General features: G+C 66.3%; 16 protein-coding genes. 4 read left to right on the top strand and 12 right to left on the bottom strand.

Translation table 11 applies throughout. The annotated features are described in order from the left end of the window. Nucleotides 1-4: 4 nt before the first annotated feature. The gene (locus AC1Z32_RS23145) at nt 5-751 is read left to right on the top strand and encodes an SDR family oxidoreductase (protein ID WP_483480896.1); all 747 of its coding nucleotides are present in this window, start codon (nt 5-7) and stop codon (nt 749-751) included. 15 nt (nt 752-766) lie between these two features. On the opposite strand, the gene AC1Z32_RS23150 is transcribed toward AC1Z32_RS23145, so the two are convergent. The 8 genes from AC1Z32_RS23150 to sugE all read right to left on the bottom strand — a co-directional run bounded on the left by AC1Z32_RS23150 (nt 767) and on the right by sugE (nt 8372). Beyond that, complete coding sequence (locus tag AC1Z32_RS23150) at nt 767-1609, bottom strand: DUF5672 family protein (protein WP_483481720.1); 843 nt, start codon at nt 1607-1609, stop codon at nt 767-769. A gap of 164 nt (nt 1610-1773) precedes the next feature. After that, entirely contained in the window at nt 1774-2616 is an 843-nt protein-coding gene (locus AC1Z32_RS23155) for a DUF5672 family protein (protein WP_483480898.1), read from the bottom strand. A gap of 114 nt (nt 2617-2730) precedes the next feature. Then, nucleotides 2731-3309, bottom strand: coding sequence for a DUF924 family protein (locus tag AC1Z32_RS23160; protein ID WP_483481721.1), 579 nt, complete (start codon nt 3307-3309; stop codon nt 2731-2733). Nucleotides 3310-3311: 2 nt separating this feature from the next. Further along, nucleotides 3312-4043: an alanyl-tRNA editing protein gene (locus tag AC1Z32_RS23165; RefSeq protein WP_483480900.1), complete on the bottom strand. Its 732-nt coding sequence runs from the start codon at nt 4041-4043 to the stop codon at nt 3312-3314. Between the two features lie 81 nt (nt 4044-4124). Beyond that, nucleotides 4125-4547, bottom strand: a complete 423-nt coding sequence (locus tag AC1Z32_RS23170) for a group II truncated hemoglobin (RefSeq protein WP_483480902.1) — start codon at nt 4545-4547, stop codon at nt 4125-4127. 15 nt (nt 4548-4562) lie between these two features. Beyond that, a complete protein-coding gene (locus AC1Z32_RS23175) occupies nt 4563-7052 on the bottom strand; it encodes an ABC transporter permease (RefSeq protein WP_483481722.1) in 2490 nt (829 codons plus the stop codon). A 98-nt stretch (nt 7053-7150) separates the two neighbouring features. Then, nucleotides 7151-7777: a DUF4126 domain-containing protein gene (locus AC1Z32_RS23180; RefSeq protein ID WP_062601423.1), complete on the bottom strand. Its 627-nt coding sequence runs from the start codon at nt 7775-7777 to the stop codon at nt 7151-7153. A gap of 274 nt (nt 7778-8051) precedes the next feature. Continuing rightward, the gene (sugE, locus tag AC1Z32_RS23185) at nt 8052-8372 is read right to left on the bottom strand and encodes a quaternary ammonium compound efflux SMR transporter SugE (protein ID WP_483480904.1); all 321 of its coding nucleotides are present in this window, start codon (nt 8370-8372) and stop codon (nt 8052-8054) included. 245 nt (nt 8373-8617) lie between these two features. On the opposite strand from sugE, the gene AC1Z32_RS23190 reads away from it, so the two are divergent. Then, nucleotides 8618-10075, top strand: a complete 1458-nt coding sequence (locus AC1Z32_RS23190) for a cytochrome ubiquinol oxidase subunit I (protein WP_483480906.1) — start codon at nt 8618-8620, stop codon at nt 10073-10075. Nucleotides 10076-10091: 16 nt separating this feature from the next. Next, nucleotides 10092-11096 (top strand): cytochrome d ubiquinol oxidase subunit II, encoded by a 1005-nt coding sequence (gene cydB, locus AC1Z32_RS23195; RefSeq protein ID WP_483480908.1) that lies wholly within the window; start codon nt 10092-10094, stop codon nt 11094-11096. Nucleotides 11097-11103: 7 nt separating this feature from the next. Here the strand turns inward: cydB and AC1Z32_RS23200 are convergent, their stop codons facing one another. From AC1Z32_RS23200 to AC1Z32_RS23215, 4 genes are read right to left on the bottom strand one after another with little or no spacing between them, the layout of a single operon-like run. Further along, the gene (locus AC1Z32_RS23200; protein ID WP_483480910.1) at nt 11104-11583 is read right to left on the bottom strand and encodes a hypothetical protein; all 480 of its coding nucleotides are present in this window, start codon (nt 11581-11583) and stop codon (nt 11104-11106) included. Between the two features lie 39 nt (nt 11584-11622). After that, nucleotides 11623-12204, bottom strand: coding sequence for a peroxiredoxin (locus AC1Z32_RS23205; protein ID WP_483480912.1), 582 nt, complete (start codon nt 12202-12204; stop codon nt 11623-11625). A 42-nt stretch (nt 12205-12246) separates the two neighbouring features. Beyond that, on the bottom strand, nt 12247-13545 hold the full coding sequence (locus AC1Z32_RS23210; protein ID WP_483480914.1) for an EAL and HDOD domain-containing protein: 1299 nt from the start codon (nt 13543-13545) through the stop codon (nt 12247-12249). After that, nucleotides 13527-13754, bottom strand: coding sequence for a hypothetical protein (locus AC1Z32_RS23215; RefSeq protein WP_483480916.1), 228 nt, complete (start codon nt 13752-13754; stop codon nt 13527-13529). The genes AC1Z32_RS23210 and AC1Z32_RS23215 overlap by 19 nt, the downstream gene beginning before the upstream one ends. A 223-nt stretch (nt 13755-13977) precedes the next feature. Here AC1Z32_RS23215 and AC1Z32_RS23220 point away from each other — a divergent pair, with 223 nt between their 5' ends. After that, nucleotides 13978-15843 (top strand): putative bifunctional diguanylate cyclase/phosphodiesterase, encoded by a 1866-nt coding sequence (locus AC1Z32_RS23220; RefSeq protein WP_483480918.1) that lies wholly within the window; start codon nt 13978-13980, stop codon nt 15841-15843. Nucleotides 15844-15848: the final 5 nt, after the last annotated feature.

Below are 15848 nucleotides of genomic sequence, written 5' to 3' on the forward strand. Positions count from 1 at the left end.
AACCATGTCCAAAGTCATCCTGATTACCGGCGCGAGCCGCGGCATCGGCCGCTCCGCCGCGGTGCTCGCGGGCGCGCGCGGCTGGTGCGTCGGCGTGAACTACGCGTCGAATGCCGCTGCCGCCGATGAAACCGTCGCGGCGGTGCGCGCGGCGGGCGGCAAAGCCATCGCCATTCACGGCGACGTGAGCGACGAAGCCGCGATCATCGCGATGTTCGACGCCACGGAGCAGGCCTTCGGCAAGATCGACGGCGTGGTGAACAACGCGGGCATCGTCGCGCCCGGCTCGGCGCTCGCGGACATGGATATCGCGCGGATGAAGCGCATTTTCGACATCAATGTGCTCGGCGCTTATCTGTGCGCGCGCGAGGCTGCACGGCGCATGTCGCGCTCGCGCGGCGGCAACGGCGGTTCGCTCGTGAATGTCTCGTCGGCGGCGGCGCGGCTCGGCGGGCCGAACGAGTATGTCGACTACGCGGGGTCCAAGGGCGCGATCGACACGCTGACCATCGGGCTGGCGAAGGAGCTCGGGCCCGAGGGCGTGCGCGTGAACGCAATTCGCCCCGGCCTTATCGACACCGAGATCCACGCGAGCGGCGGCAAGCCGGATCGCGCGCACGTGCTCGGCGTGCAGACGCCTATCGGGCGCGCCGGCACCGCCGATGAGGTCGGCGAATCGATCGCGTGGCTGCTGTCGGATGCGTCGTCGTATGTGACGGGGGCGATTCTGGATGTGTCAGGCGGGCGGTAACGCGAACGCGGCGCGCTATTGCGGCTTTGGGTCGAATTCGATGCGGTAGCCGCGCTTTTGCAGCATGGCGAGCACTGCCCGCTCGCCATCGTTTCCCTCGACGAGCTGCCGGGAGACGCCGTATCGGACCGTGAGCGGGTCGATGCTGGTGAGACGCCGCCACGGGCCGTGCAGCCCGAAGATCTGCATGACATTCAGGCCCGCATGAATCGGCCCGCCTTCCTCCAGGGCAAACCGGATGCACAGGTCGAGCGGCGCGAACTTCAGGCCCGCCGCCTCGAGTTGCGGCCGCAAGGCGGCCGAGAGCTGAACGTCTTCGTTCAATACGGTGTGAAACCATCGCATGCGAATGGGCTCGACCTCGACGGTATCGGGCGGCGGAATTTCCATCCGGATGTGCGGATGATCGCATAAAGCCCGTAACATGCGACGGCTGCGCAAGCTGAACCCGCCGTTGAGCACCGGACGAACGATGCTGTCAGGCTTGTTCAAGTGTTCGCACCAGCTGAAGCCGCGCATCCACAGGATGCCTTCCGGCGTGTCGACTCGTCCCAGATGGATCGGCGCGCCCAGATAATCGTAGTTCAGGAAATCGTCGCTCCAGTTCTGGATATCGAGCATCCAGCCATCGTCCTGAACAATCAGCACGAATTCGGTATCGACGAATCTCCATAGCACGAACATCATGAACCAGCTGTATTCGTGATAGTTGAGCGGCGCGATAGCGCGGTGACGAATGCCTGGCGGAAGCTTATCCGGAGCCTCGGGACTGAAAAGCACGGCACTCGCACCCGGCATCTGCCGGCTGCAATGCGCCAGCGAATAGGCCGCACCTTGGGCGTTGTACAGCCCGGTCACGGAGACCAATGTAATTTTGCTGAAGTCAGGCATGGCGGCGATTGTTGCGAAATGTGCAGGAGCCGCGATCCGGATATGTCACGGGCTCCCGGCAACACGATTCTAGTTCGCAGCATCACTCAATCAAAGGTTCGCACCCGTCATGCTGCGCGACATCGCGCCCGTCAGCCAGGCTCGGGCAGGAATTCGAGCCGATACCCACGCTGCTCGAGCATCCTGACGACGGGCGGCTCCAGCGGATGGGCATCGATATAGCTGCGCGTTGCACCGTAACGCACGACCAGCGGGTCGATGCTGACGAGGCGCCGCCATGCGCCGTGCATGCCGAAGACCCGCATGAGGTCCACGCCGATGTGGCTGTACGCGACCTGCTCGAAAGAAAAGTGGGCGGCCAGATTCAGCGATGGAAACCGCAACCCCAATGCCTCCAGTTGCGGGCGCAGCACGCAGGCGAATTGCACGTCTTCGTGCGTGGCATCGTGGGACCAGCCCATGCGAATGGGTTCCGACTCACTGACTTGCGGCGGTGGAACGACAACCCGGATCTCGGGATGATCGGTCAGCGCGCGCAGCAGGCGCCGGCTGCGCAGGCTGAAGCCGCCATTGAACACGGGGATGACGATCGAATCCGCTTTTTCCAGCTCGCCGTACCAGCTGAAGTCGTTCATCCACCGCGTCCCTTGCGGCGTATCGACCCGCGCCAGATGCCCCGGCGCGCCGAGATAATCGTACTCGAAGAATTCGTCGCTCCAGTTGGCGCCGTCGAGCACCCATCCGTCGTCCTGAACGATGAGCGCATAGTCCGTTTCGATGAACTTCCACAACGCGAACATGATGAACCAGCTGTACTCGTTGAAGTTCAGCCGGGCGATCGTCCGGTGACGGACTTCGGCGGGAAGATCCGCGGGAGCGTGCGGGCTGAATAACAAGGCGCGCGCGCCGGGCATCTGCCGGCTGGACAGCGCAAGCGCGTAAGCGGCACCTTGAGCATCGTCCAGGCCGGTCACGGAGACGAGCGTAATCTTACTAAAGTCAGGCATGTGGCAACGTTTTCCAGATCGCATGCGCAAGCACGGAGCCGCGATTCTATTTTGTCGCTCACAAGGACGAGGCTCTCGATCTCAAAATCCGCCGTGGCGCGCCAGCCATGCCTCTTCATCGGGTAACATCTCGCGCCCGAGAATCCGATTGCGATGCGGGAAGCGCCCGAAGCGCCCGATCACTTCCGCATGTTCCACCGCGGATTCGTAAAAACTCGAAACACCGGTTTCATCTTTTAGTTTTGCGAATAATCGCAGCGCCTCGCGCTGGCTGTCGGGCGTCTCATCGTGCTCGAAGGGCATATACGCGAACGCGCGATGATACGCGTCCGGCAGAAGCAGATCGTCGCCCTTCTCCACGAGCGCTTTCGCCAGCGCCAGCGCGCGCGCATCGCCCGCGAATGCCCGCGGCGTGTTCCGAAAACAGTTGCGCGACAGTTGATCGAGCAGCACGATCAGCGCGAGCGTGCCGGGCGGCGTGCGTTCCCACTCCTGCAATCCGCCCGACTGCGCTTCTTCGAGCAGCGCGCCGAAGCGCTCCGTGAGCATTGCGTCGAAAGCGGGCTTCTTCTTCCACCAGACCTTGCGCTCCGTGCCGAATTCCGGCGAACCGGGCGCGCCGAACCACAGGTCCAGCACCGCCTGCGCGCGAGGATCCATGCTCACGCCAGTTCCAGCACCAGCCGCCGCGTGCGCGCGCTCTTCTTCTCCAGCTTCGCGATGCGCAGCGCACCGATCTCGCCCGTGTTGCGCACATGCGTGCCGCCGCAGGGCTGCAAATCCACATTCTCGATGCGCAAGAGACGCACGCGGCCGAGGCCTATCGGCGGCTTCACGCTCATCGTGCGCACGAGTTCGGGGCGCTCGGACATTTCGTCGTCGGTGATCCATTCGGTGTGCACATCGTGCGCGCCGCCGATCAACGCGTTCAGCTTCGCTTCGACGCTTTCGCGCTCGATCGGCTCGACCGTCGCGAGATCCAGACGCGCGTACTCGGTCGTGATGCTGCAGCCGTCCACCGGATACGGCAGCACCGCGCAGATCAGATGGCTCGCCGTATGCAGCCGCATATGCCGATACCGCCGCGCCCAGTCGATCTCGGCGCTGAGCCTGCTGCCGACCGTCAGCTTCGCGAGCGCGTCTTCCTGGCCGGGCGCGGGCACGTGCACGGCGTCATCGGGCGTCGCGCCTTCGAACTTCGCCTTGCGCGTATCGGCGATCGCGATGACCGTGCCGTCCGCGAGCGTCAGCGTGCCCGCGTCGCCCGCCTGGCCGCCGCCGAGCGGATAGAACACGGTCTGATCGAGATGAATGCCCTGCTCGTCGATGGCCGTCACCGTCGCGTCGCAGCGCGTCTGATAGGCGTCCTCGCGAAAGAGTGCGCGTGTGCTCATGTTCCCGTTCCTTTCGATGATGCGAAAGAGCCGATGATGCATCACGCGCGCCCCGCGTGAACCGATACAAAACGCAGCGTTTCAACCGGGACGGTTGCGCATCCAGTCGGCGGTATCGAAGAAGGACGTCAGAAGGCGCTCGCGCAAGGCTTCGTCGATGCCGATGTCCTCCATCGCCCACGCCATGCAGCGCAGCCATTGATCGCGCTCGTCCGACGCGATCGCGAACGGCAGATGCCGCGCCCGCAGACGCGGATGCCCGAAGCGGTCGATGTAATGATCCGGCCCGCCCATCCAGCCGCACAGGAACCAGAACGTCTTGTCGCGGGAATTGTCGAGCGTCGGCGGATGCAGCGCGCGGATGCCCGCGAATTCGGGCTCGAGATCCATCAGATCATAGAAACGATCGACGAGCGCACGCACGCGCGCCTCGCCGCCGATCAGCTCGAAGGCGGTCGGCTTTTGTGCTTCGTCGTCGGAGGAGGATTGATTTGCTTCGGTCATTGCTCGAACAAAAAGTCACGCATCGCGCAAGGACTGCAACGCCGGGCGCGCCAGCACGCGGCGCAGGCTGAGCCAGCCGCCGAGCCCGGCGCACGCGACGCCCGCCACGATGCCCGTGGGCAGAAGCCACGGATTGAAATCGATATGAAACTCGAACACGCGCGCCGCGAGCACGTAGCCAATGGCCTGCGCGCCGATCGCCGCCATCAGGCCCGAAAGTGCGCCCACGGCGACGAATTCGGCCACCTGCACCGAGCGCACCTGCCTGTGCGACGCCCCCAGCGCGCGCAGCAGCGCCGATTCGCGCACGCGCTCGTCGCGCGTGCCGGCGAGCGCGGCGTACAGCACGAGCACGCCCGCCGCGAGCGTGAAGAGGAACAGGAACTGCACCGCGCCGATCACCTGCGCGAGCGTGCGATGGATCTGCGCGAGAATCGGCGCGATATCGATGGCCGTCACGTTGGGGTAACGCGCCACCAGCCCGTCGATCACGCGCTGCTCTTGCGTCGGCAGATGAAAGCTCGTGATGAAGGTCGCGGGAAGATCGGCGAGCGCCTCGGGCGGCAGCAGCACGAAGAAGTTGACCTTGAACGAGTTCCAGTCGACCTTGCGCACGCTCGTCACCGGCGCTTCGACCGGCAGACCGGCGACATCGAAACGCAGCGTGTCGCCCATCTTCACGCGGATCGTCTTCGCGATGCCCTCCTCGATCGACACCTGCGGCTTCGTTTCGGTGCCGAACCATGCGCCCTGCGTCACGCGGTTGTCGCCGGGCAGCTCGGTCGTGTAGGAGAGGTTGAATTCGCGGTCGACGAGGCGCTTCGCGTCGGCCTTGTCGTAGTCGTCCGGATTTACTGGCTTGCCGTTGATCGCGACGAGGCGCGCGCGCACCATCGGCGAAAGCGTGGCGTCGGGCTGGCCGTGCGTGTGCAGATAGTCGAGCACGCCCTGGCGCTGGTCCGGCTGGATATCGATGAGGAACTGATTCGGCGCGTCGGGCGGCGTCGCGTCGCGCCAGCCCTTGATGAGATCGTTGCGCGTCATGCCGATGAGCAAAAGGCACATCAGCCCGATGCCGAGCGCGGTGATCTGCAGCGCGCTCGATCCGCTCCTGCGCTCCAGCGACGCGAGCGCGTAGCGCCAGCCCACGCCCGCGCGGCTGCGTTCGCGCCGCACGAAGCGCGCCGCCGCCCAGAGCGCTGCGCGCGCGATCGCGCCGAACACGAGCAGGCCCGCCGCGAAACCGCCCGCGACGATGCCGCCGAGCTTCCATTCCCCCGCCGCGAGAATCAGCAGGGCCGCGAACAGCAGCACGCCGACGCCATACGCCGCATGCGCGACGCGCCCGGCATCGCCGAGCTCGCGTCGGATCACGTGCACCGGCGGCACGCGCGTGATCGGCAAGAGCGGCGGCAGCGCGAAGCCGAGCAGCAGCACGAGGCCCATCGCGATGCCCTGCAGCGCGGGCCACACGCTCGGCTGCGGCAACTCGACATCGACGAGCGAGCCGAGCCAGTTCAGCAGCACGAGATGGCCGCCGAAGCCGAGCACGACGCCCGCCGCGCTGCCGATCAGCCCGATCGCGAGAAATTCGTTCAGAAAGAGCGCGCGCAGCGTGCGCTGGCTGACGCCGAGACAGCGCATCGCGGCGCAGCCGTCGAGATGCCGGCGCGCGAAGCGATGCGCGGCCATCGCGATCGCGACCGCGGCGAGCAGCGCGGTCAGAAGCGACACGAGCGTGAGGAAGTGGCTCGCGCGATCGATCGTCTGGCGCACCTGCGGCTGGCCGTCCGACAGCGACTCCAGCGCGACGCCGCGCAGCTTGCCGCCATCCACCTTGTCGCGCGCGAACTTCGCGAATTGCTCCACCTGGCTGTCCGGCCCCGCGACGAGCAGCCGGTACGTCACGCGGCTGCCGTAGCCGATGAGCCCCGTGCCCGCGATCTCGTCGGCGCGCATCATGAGGCGCGGCGAGAAATTGACGAAGGAGAAGCCGCGATCCAGCTCGCGCGTGATGACGCCCGCCACCGTGAACGTGCGCGTGCCTACCTTGACCGTGCCGCCGACTGTCGTCTTGAGCGCATCGAGCAGGGCGGCATCGGCCCAGACCGTGCCGGGCGCGGGAATGCCGTGCGCGGGCGCATCGGCGGCATCGGTGCCGGGCGCGATGCGCAGCGCGCCGCGCAACGGATACCCCGGCGTGACGCCCTTGATCGCCGCGAGCCTGGACGCCGGCTGCGCGGACGTCGAGCTGATCATGCTCGGGAAAATGGTGGTGCCCGCCGTCTCTAGCCCGAGCGAATTCGCCTCGCTCGCGAACATCGGATCGACGGGATGATCGGCGCGCACGATGAAATCGGCGGCAATCATCTGGCGCCCGTCGCGCGCGAGGCCCTGGCGCATGCGGTCGGCGAGAAAGCCAACGCTCGACAGCGCCGCGACCGCCAGCACCAGCGCGAGCAGCAACATCGTGAGTTCGCCCGCGCGCCAGTCGCGCGCGGTCATGCGCCATGCCTGGCGCACCGTCTGCGTGAAACCGAGCCGGATGGTCGGATGCGAATGTCCTGCCTTGCGTGCAGCCTGATCGTTCCTGAATGCGGTGCTCAATCGTGCTTGCTCCGCAGCCGGTTCATGCGGTCCGAGCTCGGCAGCATGTGCTTGGCCATGCGCGACACGCCGCCATGCACGCCGCGCGCGAGCCGCGGCAGTGCCCAGCCCGCGAGCACCAGGAACGCAAGGAGGAGCAGGAGGAACAGGAGCGGCACGAAGAGCGCGAGCGTGATGCCCGCGAGCGCGCCGACATCCTCGGTCGCCGATGCCGCCCAGTTCGACACCGGCTCCGGCGACAGGTTGATGAGCGCGCGCGTGCCCGCCTTCGCGAAATGCGACGCGCCGGCAAGCGTGCCGCCCGCGAGCGCGGCGACGGTCAGCATGGCGGGATCGGCGTGGCCGAGTGAACCGGCCGCGAGCACGGCGCCAGCCGGAATGCGGATGAAGGTGTGGACCGCGTCCCACAGGGAATCGACGGCGGGAATCTTGTCGGCGAGAAATTCGACGAGCGCGAGCACCGCCGCGACGCCGATCACCCACGGCGAGCCGAGCACCGCGAGCGAATCCGGCAGGTGGACGAGCCCCATGCGCTGGAACATGCCGGCGATGAAGACGGTGAGGTACAGGCGCAACCCGCTCGCCCATGACAGGCCCGCTGCGAGCGAAAGTGACTCAAGCATTGCCGCCTCCCTTAATGCGCCGGCTGCCGGCTTTCGCCGCTATCGGACGATTCGCCAGCTAAAAAGAGCGGTCTTTCCGGCAGATATCGAAAGAAGCCGCCTACATCCGCGAAGATACAACGAAAAACCGCGGAACCATAGGAATCGGACGAAAACCGGATGACCTCAGATCATTATATCCACGCAAATACGCGCGGTGCAGCAAGGGTTCAGCGATTGCCGTTCCCGGTTCTGCAACGCACGCAAGGGTGGCGCGCGCACAACGGCTGCGCTTTCAGTGACCCGACGAGAACTTGAGGCCGACCAGACCGGCGACGATCAGCACAGCGCTCACGATGCGCGCCGCCGACAGCGCCTCGCCCATGAACACGATGCCGAAGATGAACGCACCGACCGCGCCGATACCCGTCCATACGGCGTAAGCGGTGCCGAGCGGCAGTTGCTTCATGGCCATCGCGAGCAGCACGAAGCTGCCGAGCGCGGTGATGATCGTGAAAACGGACGGCCCGAACCGCGTAAAGCCTTCGGACGATTTGAGACCCGCGGCCCACGCGACTTCCAGCAGACCGGCGATGAAAAGAAGAATCCAGGACATCGAGCGACTCCCTTGAAGAAATGGGGCCGTCCCCGATGAAACGATGCGCATGCGGTCGTCCGCATGGCCTTTAGACCGAGCCTCGGATTGTATCAAATTGGTGCATCGGCGTCGCGGCGGGCGTGGCGCCTCCCCGGGCGGCGCGTGGCCGCGCGCATGAAAACCGTGTATTAAGGAACAAAGCGCCCGCGCGAGGCGCGCCCTTCGACATATCCGCTGTAAAAAGCCTGAACAAAGGAGCGTTCATGGATGTCGATTCGGTCCTGCTCTCCCGCTTTCAGTTCGCGTGGGTCGTTGCGTTCCACATTCTGCTGCCGGCTTTCACGGTCGGTCTGTCGTGCTACATCGCCACGCTCGAGTTCAACTGGTGGATCACGAAGCGCGACGTGTATCGGCGGCTCTCGGCGTTCTGGCTGAAGATCTTCGCGGTCTCCTTCGGCATGGGCGTGGTGTCGGGCATCGTGATGCCGTTCCAGTTCGGCACCAACTGGAGCCGCTTCTCCGATGCCACCGCGAACGTCGTCGGCCCGTTGATGGGCTACGAAGTGCTGACCGCGTTCTTTCTCGAATCGGCGTTCCTCGGCGTGCTGCTCTTCGGGCGCAAGCTCGTGCCGCAATGGGCGCACGTGATGTCGGCGATCTTCGTCGCGGCGGGCACCGTGATCTCGTCGTTCTGGATTCTCGCGGTCAACAGCTGGATGCAGACGCCGCAAGGGCATCGCATGCTGCCGGACGGCCGCTTCGAAGTGGTGAGCTTCTTCGACGTGATCTTCACGCCGTCGTTTCCGTACCGGCTCGGGCATACGGTGAGCGCCTTTCTCGTGACGGCGGGCTTCGTCATCCTCGGCGTCGGCGCGATGTATCTGCGCGAGCGCCGCGCGCTCGAGGAAAGCCGCGTGATGGTGAAGATGTCCCTCGTCTTTCTCATCATCATGGTGCCGGTGCAGATGGTGATCGGCGACGCGCACGGCCTCAACACGCTCAAGCATCAGCCCGCCAAGCTCGCGGCGATGGAAGGCCTGTGGGAATCCGGCACGCGCGTTCCGGCGAATCTCTTCTCGATTCCCGACCAGGACGAAGAACGCAACCATTTCGAGATCTCGATTCCGGTGCTCGGCAGCATTTATCTGACGCACGATCCGAACGGCTTCGTGCGCGGCCTGAAGGACTTTCCGCGCGAGGACCGGCCGCCCGTCGCCGTCGTGTTCTTCGCGTTTCACATCATGGTCGGCATCGCGCTGCTGATGTTCGTGCTCGTGCTCTCGGGCATCGTGCAGCTCGCGCGCGGCAGGATCGAAACGAGCACGCGCTGGCTGCGCGCCGCCACCTGGGCGATGCCGCTCGGCTTCATCGCGGTGATCGCCGGCTGGACGACCACCGAGGCGGGCCGCCAGCCGTGGACCGTCTACGGCATCCTGCGCACGAAGGATTCGGTGACGCCCTCGCTCACCGCCGCCGATGTCGGTCTCTCGTGGCTGCTTTACGTGCTCGCCTATCTGGTGATCTTCGGCGCGGGATTTTTCCTGCTGCGGCGGCTGGTGCGCGTCGGGCCGGCGGAAGTCGCGCACGCGCACGAAAAGGACGAACTCGATGCGAAAACGCGCGCGGCGCGCCCGCTCTCGGCGGTATCGGCGGGCGCGGACGGCGCGGGGCGGCGCGTGAGCGAGGACGATATCGTGCCCCCAGGGCGCGGCCGCAAATAAGAACCGGGAGAACGCGATGCTCGATCTCGTGCCGCTGTGGGCCGCTATTCTCGCGCTGGCCGTGTTCATGTACGTGCTGCTCGACGGCTTCGATCTCGGCGTCGGCGTGATGTTTCTGCTGCGCCGCGACGGCGAATCGCGCAACCTGATGATCAACTCGGTCGCGCCCGTGTGGGACTTCAACGAGACCTGGCTGATCCTCGGCGGCGGCGGCCTGTTCGCGGTGTTTCCGCTCGCGTTCGCGATCATCGTGCCAGCCGTCTATTTCCCGATTCTCTTCATGCTGCTCGGGCTGATCTTTCGCGGCGTCGCGTTCGAGTTCCGCGAGGTGATCGGCGCGCGCAAATGGCTGTGGGATGGCGCGTTCGGCTGCGGCTCGCTCGTCGCGACGTTCTCGCAGGGCGTCGTGCTCGGCATGTTCATTCAGGGCTTTCCGATCGAAGGCCGCGTCTATGCGGGCACGAGCTGGAACTGGGTCGCGCCGTTTCCGCTGCTCGTCGGCGTCGGGCTGATCTTCGGCTATGCGCTGCAAGGCACGACCTGGCTCGTGCTCAAGACCGAAGGCGAGCTGCAGGAATGGAGCCGCACGATGGCGCGTTACGCGCTCATCGGCGTGATCGCGTTCATCCTGCTCATCAGCCTGTGGACGCCGCTCAAGGACGCGCGCATCGCGGCGCGCTGGTTCGGCTTCCCCGAAAGCCTCGCGTTCGCGCCGGTGCCGGTGCTCACCGTGCTGCTCGCGTGGACGCTCTGGTCGAGTCTCGCGAAACGCCGCGAAGTGCTGCCGTTCGTGTGCTCGATCGGCCTCTTCTTTCTCGCGTTCACGGGGCTCGTGATCAGCCTGTGGCCGTTCATCGCGCCGCCCTCGGTGACGCTGTGGGATGCGTCCGCCGCGCCGCTATCGCACCAGTTTCTGCTGATCGGCACGATGTTTCTGCTGCCCGTGCTCATGATCTACGTGATCTGGTCGTACTGGGTGTTTCGCGGCAAGGTGCGCGGCGATATGGGCTATCACGCGTGAAGCGGCGTCAGAGTTTTTGCTGGGTCGCGAGCGACAGGATGCGCGCCCATTTGTGCGCCTCGCCGCGATCGCGCATCGGCAGCGTCCATGCGCCGTGCTTGGCGTCCTGCACGTCGAGCACCACCTGCCACGCGCCGCCGCTGCCCGGCTGCTGCATGCGCGCGCCGCGCAGGTCCGCGAAGATATAGCTGCCGCGCTCGTCGCCGATGCGCACATCGCACAGACGCTTGCCCGCCGAGAGCCGCAGCCCGCCCCAGTCGGTCCTGAGTTCGTGCGTCCAGTCGCCGTTCTCGCCGCGGCGCAGGTTCGGCGCGATCTCGCGCCGGCTCGCGAGCCAGCGCATCACGCCCGCGGCGATTGCGAGCAGCACGACGATCGCGACGCCCACCGCCACGCCAATGCCGAAATGCGCGTGCAGCGCGTTGAACGACCAGATCGCGCCATAGATCAGCAATCCCAGGGCGATCAGTCCGACGACGATGGGCATGGCGCCTCCCGCACGCTCAGTGGGTGAGACCGAAGCGTATCACTGCGCCTTGTGCTTCGCGTTCCACTCGCGCAGCGCCTGCAGCGTGTTGGCGACGTGCTGGTCCGGCGACAGGCTCGTGTATTCGTAGATGACCTTGCCGTCCGGCGCGATCACGTAGGACACGCGATTGGCCATCGTGCTTTTCATCGGCATGGAGGCGTCGTAGGACTTGATGATCTTCGAGTTCTCGTCGGCCGCGACCGGAAACTTGCTGCGGCACTCGCTCACCGAGAACTTCTTCAAGGTATCGATGTTGTCATGCGAGACGCCGATGACCGTCGCGCCCTCGGCCTTGTATTGATCGACCGCTTCGGCGAATTCGTGCGCCTCGATCGTGCAGCCCTTCGTGAACGCCGCCGGATAGAAGTACAGCACGACGGGGCCTTTCTTCAGCGCATCGGCGAGCGAGTAGTCGTACACATTGCCGCCGAGCGATGCCTGCGCCGTGAAGTCGGGCGCGGGGTCGCCCGGCTTGAGCGTCGCGCCCGCCGTGAGCGGATACACCGCCGCCGCGCAGCCGATCGCCGCCGCGACCGTCAGCGCACAACCCGCCGTCAAGCTCGAAATCTTCCTTTTCATGCGCGCTCCTTTCGATGACCTCGTCGATGCGAAGCCGGCGTTCTACGCGTGGTCCGCGTATTGATCGATGCGATGTTCGGCGAACCACACCGCCGCTTCGAACTGCAACGTCGCGAGCACGGCGGGCGTGAGCACGTCGAGCGCGGGTTGCGCGCGGCGGCTTCTATCGATGGCGCCCGCATCGCCCCGCTCCGCCGCCCGCGCGATGCCGAGCAGCGCGCCGAGCGGCCCTTCGCCCGCGAGAATGGCCGTGCGGATTTCCGCCGCCAGATGCAGCTTATCGAGAATTTCGGCGGGCTGCATGTCGAGCACGACATGCACGAGCGAGAAGATGCCGGTCATGAACGCGGCGTCGGAGAAGGCTTCGTCGGCGGGACGCAGCATCCCGGCCGCGAGTTCCAGAAAGCGCGCCCGCGTGCCGACGAGCTGCAGGAGCGGGTCCGAACGCCACGGCAGGCCGGTGCCGTCCGCGTAGAGCAGCAGTTGCGTCCAGCGCATCAGCTGGCGCGTGCCGGTCGCGGCGATCGCCTCGCGCAGCGACGACACGCGCCGCCCCCGTATCTGCGCGCTCGAATTGGCGAGGCGCATCAGCTGCACGACGATATCCGGATTGCGCTTCAGCTCCGTCTCCAGCTCGCGGATGTCCGGCTCGCCCGCGAGCACGGTCATGAGGCGCAGGAGCGGGCCGCGCGCGGGACTCGCGCGCCGCGCCGACAGCACCTGCGGCCGCGCGAAGAAATAGCCCTGGAAGAAGTCGAAGCCGAGCTGCCTCGCCTGCGCGAAATCCTCGGGCGTCTCGACCTTTTCGGCCACGAGCCGCTTGCCGCGCCGCTTCACCGCCGCCGCGAGCTCCGGCAGATGGTCGTGATCCGCCGCGAGAAAGTCGACCTTGACGATATCGACCGAAGGCAGCGTGGCGAGCAGCGCATCGTCGAGCCGCACGACGTCATCGAGCGCCAGGCGAAAGCCCGCGCGGCGCAACTGCGCGCAACGCTTGAAGAGCGCCTCGTCGAACGTGATGTTCTCCAGCAGTTCCAGCACGAAGCGCCCGGGCTGCATGATATGCACGATGTCGTCGAACAGGAGTTCGCGGCTCATGTTCACGTAGCCCGGATGCGGCCCGAGCACCGCGGGCACGCCGATCTCCCCCACCGTGCGCGCGACGACATGCGCGGTTGCCCGCATGTCGTCGTGAACGCGCGCGCGGTTCTCGGGGCTGTCGCGAAAAAGCAGCTCGTAGGCGACGAGCGCGCCGTCGCCGTCGAGGATCGGCTGACGCCCGACGTACACGCTCTGCCCGCGCTTCGCCTGCGCCGCGCGCCTCAGGGACGAATCTGGCATGACGGCAACCCGATGGCGGCGCGCCGTGGCGCTGTGAAAGGCTGCACGCAGGCCGGCAGCTTGATGGATTCGATCATGAGGCGAACGAGTCGAACGGAATTCTGATGGTCAACGGCGCGGCGAACACCTTGCGGCGTGCGGCGTGCGGCAACGGCGGCGGTGTGTTCCGGCGAAAACGCGCCACTGTAACCGAATTCGCCAGCCTGCATGATACGGAACTCCGGTCGACAATTCCTGGACGGCCGCATTTTCCCGAGGGAATTGTTGTCGCGGCGTCACCGGTTAAAGAATTCGTTCCGCGCGCCGATAACTCGCCTGATAGAGCGTGCCGCGCCCGTTCCGGCACATCCCGGCCGGAACCGCGAGGCGCGCGTTGCGCCCGCCGCCGATTGCCCGATCAAGGCAGGCGCCGCCGCCAGAACCTACGAGACCATGCAAGCGAACCGGACCAACGTCTCCCGCCGCGCACCGTGGCGCATCGCGCTCGATGCGCTCGCCCGCGCCTGGGGAAGCGCCGCGCGGGAGCGGCCAGCGAGCGCGCCCGACTCGCAACCCGAAGACCTCGAAGCGACCCCGGCATCGCCCGCGGCCAGCGCGTGCGCGCCGGCCGACGCGACCGAAGCCGCGCTCGGCGCGGTCGATTTCCTCGCGCAGCTCGACGACGCGCTGCGTTTCCAGTACGTGTCGGATGCGAGCATCGAGTTCATCGGCTATCACCGCGACTATCTGAGCATGCTCACGCTGCACGATCTCGTCGCATCGGAAGAAGCCGACGAGCTGCACGCGCTCGTCGCCCGCGCGCGCGCGAGCGGCAAGCTGGAATCGGCGACGCTGACCGTCGTGAAATCGCTCACCTATCCGATCTGCGTCGAGCTGCGGCTCGTGTCGACCGCCGCGCGCGGCACGCCCGGCTTCGCGCTCGCCGCCTTCGACGTGACCCACTGGCGCGAGCGCGAGGCGTCGCTCACGCACGCGCTCAATCACGATGCGCTCACGGGCCTCGACAATCTCGTCGCGCTCAAGACGGCGATGGCCGCGGCGCAGGCCGAAGCCGAGCTCACGCGCACGCACGCCGGGCTGGTCCTGCTCGACATCGACGACTATCAACGCATCAACCGCGCGCTCGGCTACGACGCCGGCGACGAGCTTCTGCGCGAGACCGCGCGGCGCATCCAGCACACGACGGGGCACGGCGAGCGCGTCGCGCGCGTGGCCGGCGACGCGTTCGCCGTGCTGCTGCCCGCCGGCACCACGGCGGAGCTCGCCGAGAGCCTCGGGCGGCGCCTCTTGACCGCGATCGCGCAGCCGTACCGGCATCGCGGACAGCACACGCATTTGTCCGCGAGCGTGGGCGTCGCGCTGTACCCGGATCAGGCGGGCAAGAACGCCCGCAGCGGCGTGCAGACGAGCCTCCTGCGCATGGCCGATCAGGCGCTCGAGCAGGCGAAGGAAGCGGGCGGCAACGCGCTCGTGTTCCACACGCTCGACGACAACCCCGCCGACGCCGAACGCCTGAAGCTCGAAGCGGATCTGTACGAAGCCGTGCGCAACGGCGAGTTCTCGCTCTACTTCCAGCCGATCACGAAGATCCGCACGGGCGCGGTGGTCGGCGTGGAGGCGCTGATGCGCTGGAATCATCCGGTGCACGGGCTCGTGCCGCCGTCGACGTTCATTCCGCTCGCGGAGTCGATCGGCCTCATCAACTATCTGGGCAACTGGGTGCTGAAAGCCGCGTGCATGCAGATCACGCAGTGGGACGCGCTCGGCATCCGGCTCGATTACGTGTCGGTCAACGTGTCGCCGCAGCAGTTCCGCGACAAACGTTTCACCGCCGCGGTGAAGGAAGCGCTCGCGCTCACCGGCATCGACGCGCGGCGGCTCGTGTTCGAGATCACCGAAAGCCTCCTGATGCACGACCCGGAAGAAGCGACGCGCCTGCTCGAAGCGCTGACGTCGATCGGCATCCGCTTCGCGGTGGACGACTTCGGTACGGGTTACTCGAGCCTCGCTTATTTGCAACGTTTTCCGCTGTCGAAGCTCAAGATCGACCGCAGCTTTGTCGAGAACCTGATTACGTCCCGCAACAACCGCGCGATCGTGAGCGCGGTCGTCGGGCTCGCGCAATCGCTCGGGCTGGAGCTGGTCGCCGAGGGTGTCGAGACGGAGGCTCAGCGCGATCTGCTCGCCGACCTCGGCTGCGATCATATTCAGGGATGGCTCATCAGCCATGCGTTGCCGTCGGACGAGCTGGCGCGCTCGTTCAAGTCGAACTCGCTTCTGCTGCACGAGACATTATGAGCGGG

This window comes from Caballeronia sp. 11_S32, assembly GCF_056930355.1.

Coding starts and splice junctions, on each gene's coding strand:
- AC1Z32_RS23200 (WP_483480910.1), bottom strand. CDS start 11,583: ATGCCCATCGTCGTCGGACTGATCGCCCTGGGATTGCTGATCTATGGC.
- AC1Z32_RS23205 (WP_483480912.1), bottom strand. CDS start 12,204: ATGAAAAGGAAGATTTCGAGCTTGACGGCGGGTTGTGCGCTGACGGTC.
- AC1Z32_RS23215 (WP_483480916.1), bottom strand. CDS start 13,754: ATGCAGGCTGGCGAATTCGGTTACAGTGGCGCGTTTTCGCCGGAACAC.
- AC1Z32_RS23165 (WP_483480900.1), bottom strand. CDS start 4,043: ATGAGCACACGCGCACTCTTTCGCGAGGACGCCTATCAGACGCGCTGC.
- AC1Z32_RS23160 (WP_483481721.1), bottom strand. CDS start 3,309: ATGGATCCTCGCGCGCAGGCGGTGCTGGACCTGTGGTTCGGCGCGCCC.
- AC1Z32_RS23175 (WP_483481722.1), bottom strand. CDS start 7,052: ATGACCGCGCGCGACTGGCGCGCGGGCGAACTCACGATGTTGCTGCTC.
- AC1Z32_RS23170 (WP_483480902.1), bottom strand. CDS start 4,547: ATGACCGAAGCAAATCAATCCTCCTCCGACGACGAAGCACAAAAGCCG.
- cydB (WP_483480908.1), top strand. CDS start 10,092: ATGCTCGATCTCGTGCCGCTGTGGGCCGCTATTCTCGCGCTGGCCGTG.
- AC1Z32_RS23145 (WP_483480896.1), top strand. CDS start 5: ATGTCCAAAGTCATCCTGATTACCGGCGCGAGCCGCGGCATCGGCCGC.
- AC1Z32_RS23180 (WP_062601423.1), bottom strand. CDS start 7,777: ATGCTTGAGTCACTTTCGCTCGCAGCGGGCCTGTCATGGGCGAGCGGG.
- sugE (WP_483480904.1), bottom strand. CDS start 8,372: ATGTCCTGGATTCTTCTTTTCATCGCCGGTCTGCTGGAAGTCGCGTGG.
- AC1Z32_RS23190 (WP_483480906.1), top strand. CDS start 8,618: ATGGATGTCGATTCGGTCCTGCTCTCCCGCTTTCAGTTCGCGTGGGTC.
- AC1Z32_RS23220 (WP_483480918.1), top strand. CDS start 13,978: ATGCAAGCGAACCGGACCAACGTCTCCCGCCGCGCACCGTGGCGCATC.
- AC1Z32_RS23210 (WP_483480914.1), bottom strand. CDS start 13,545: ATGCCAGATTCGTCCCTGAGGCGCGCGGCGCAGGCGAAGCGCGGGCAG.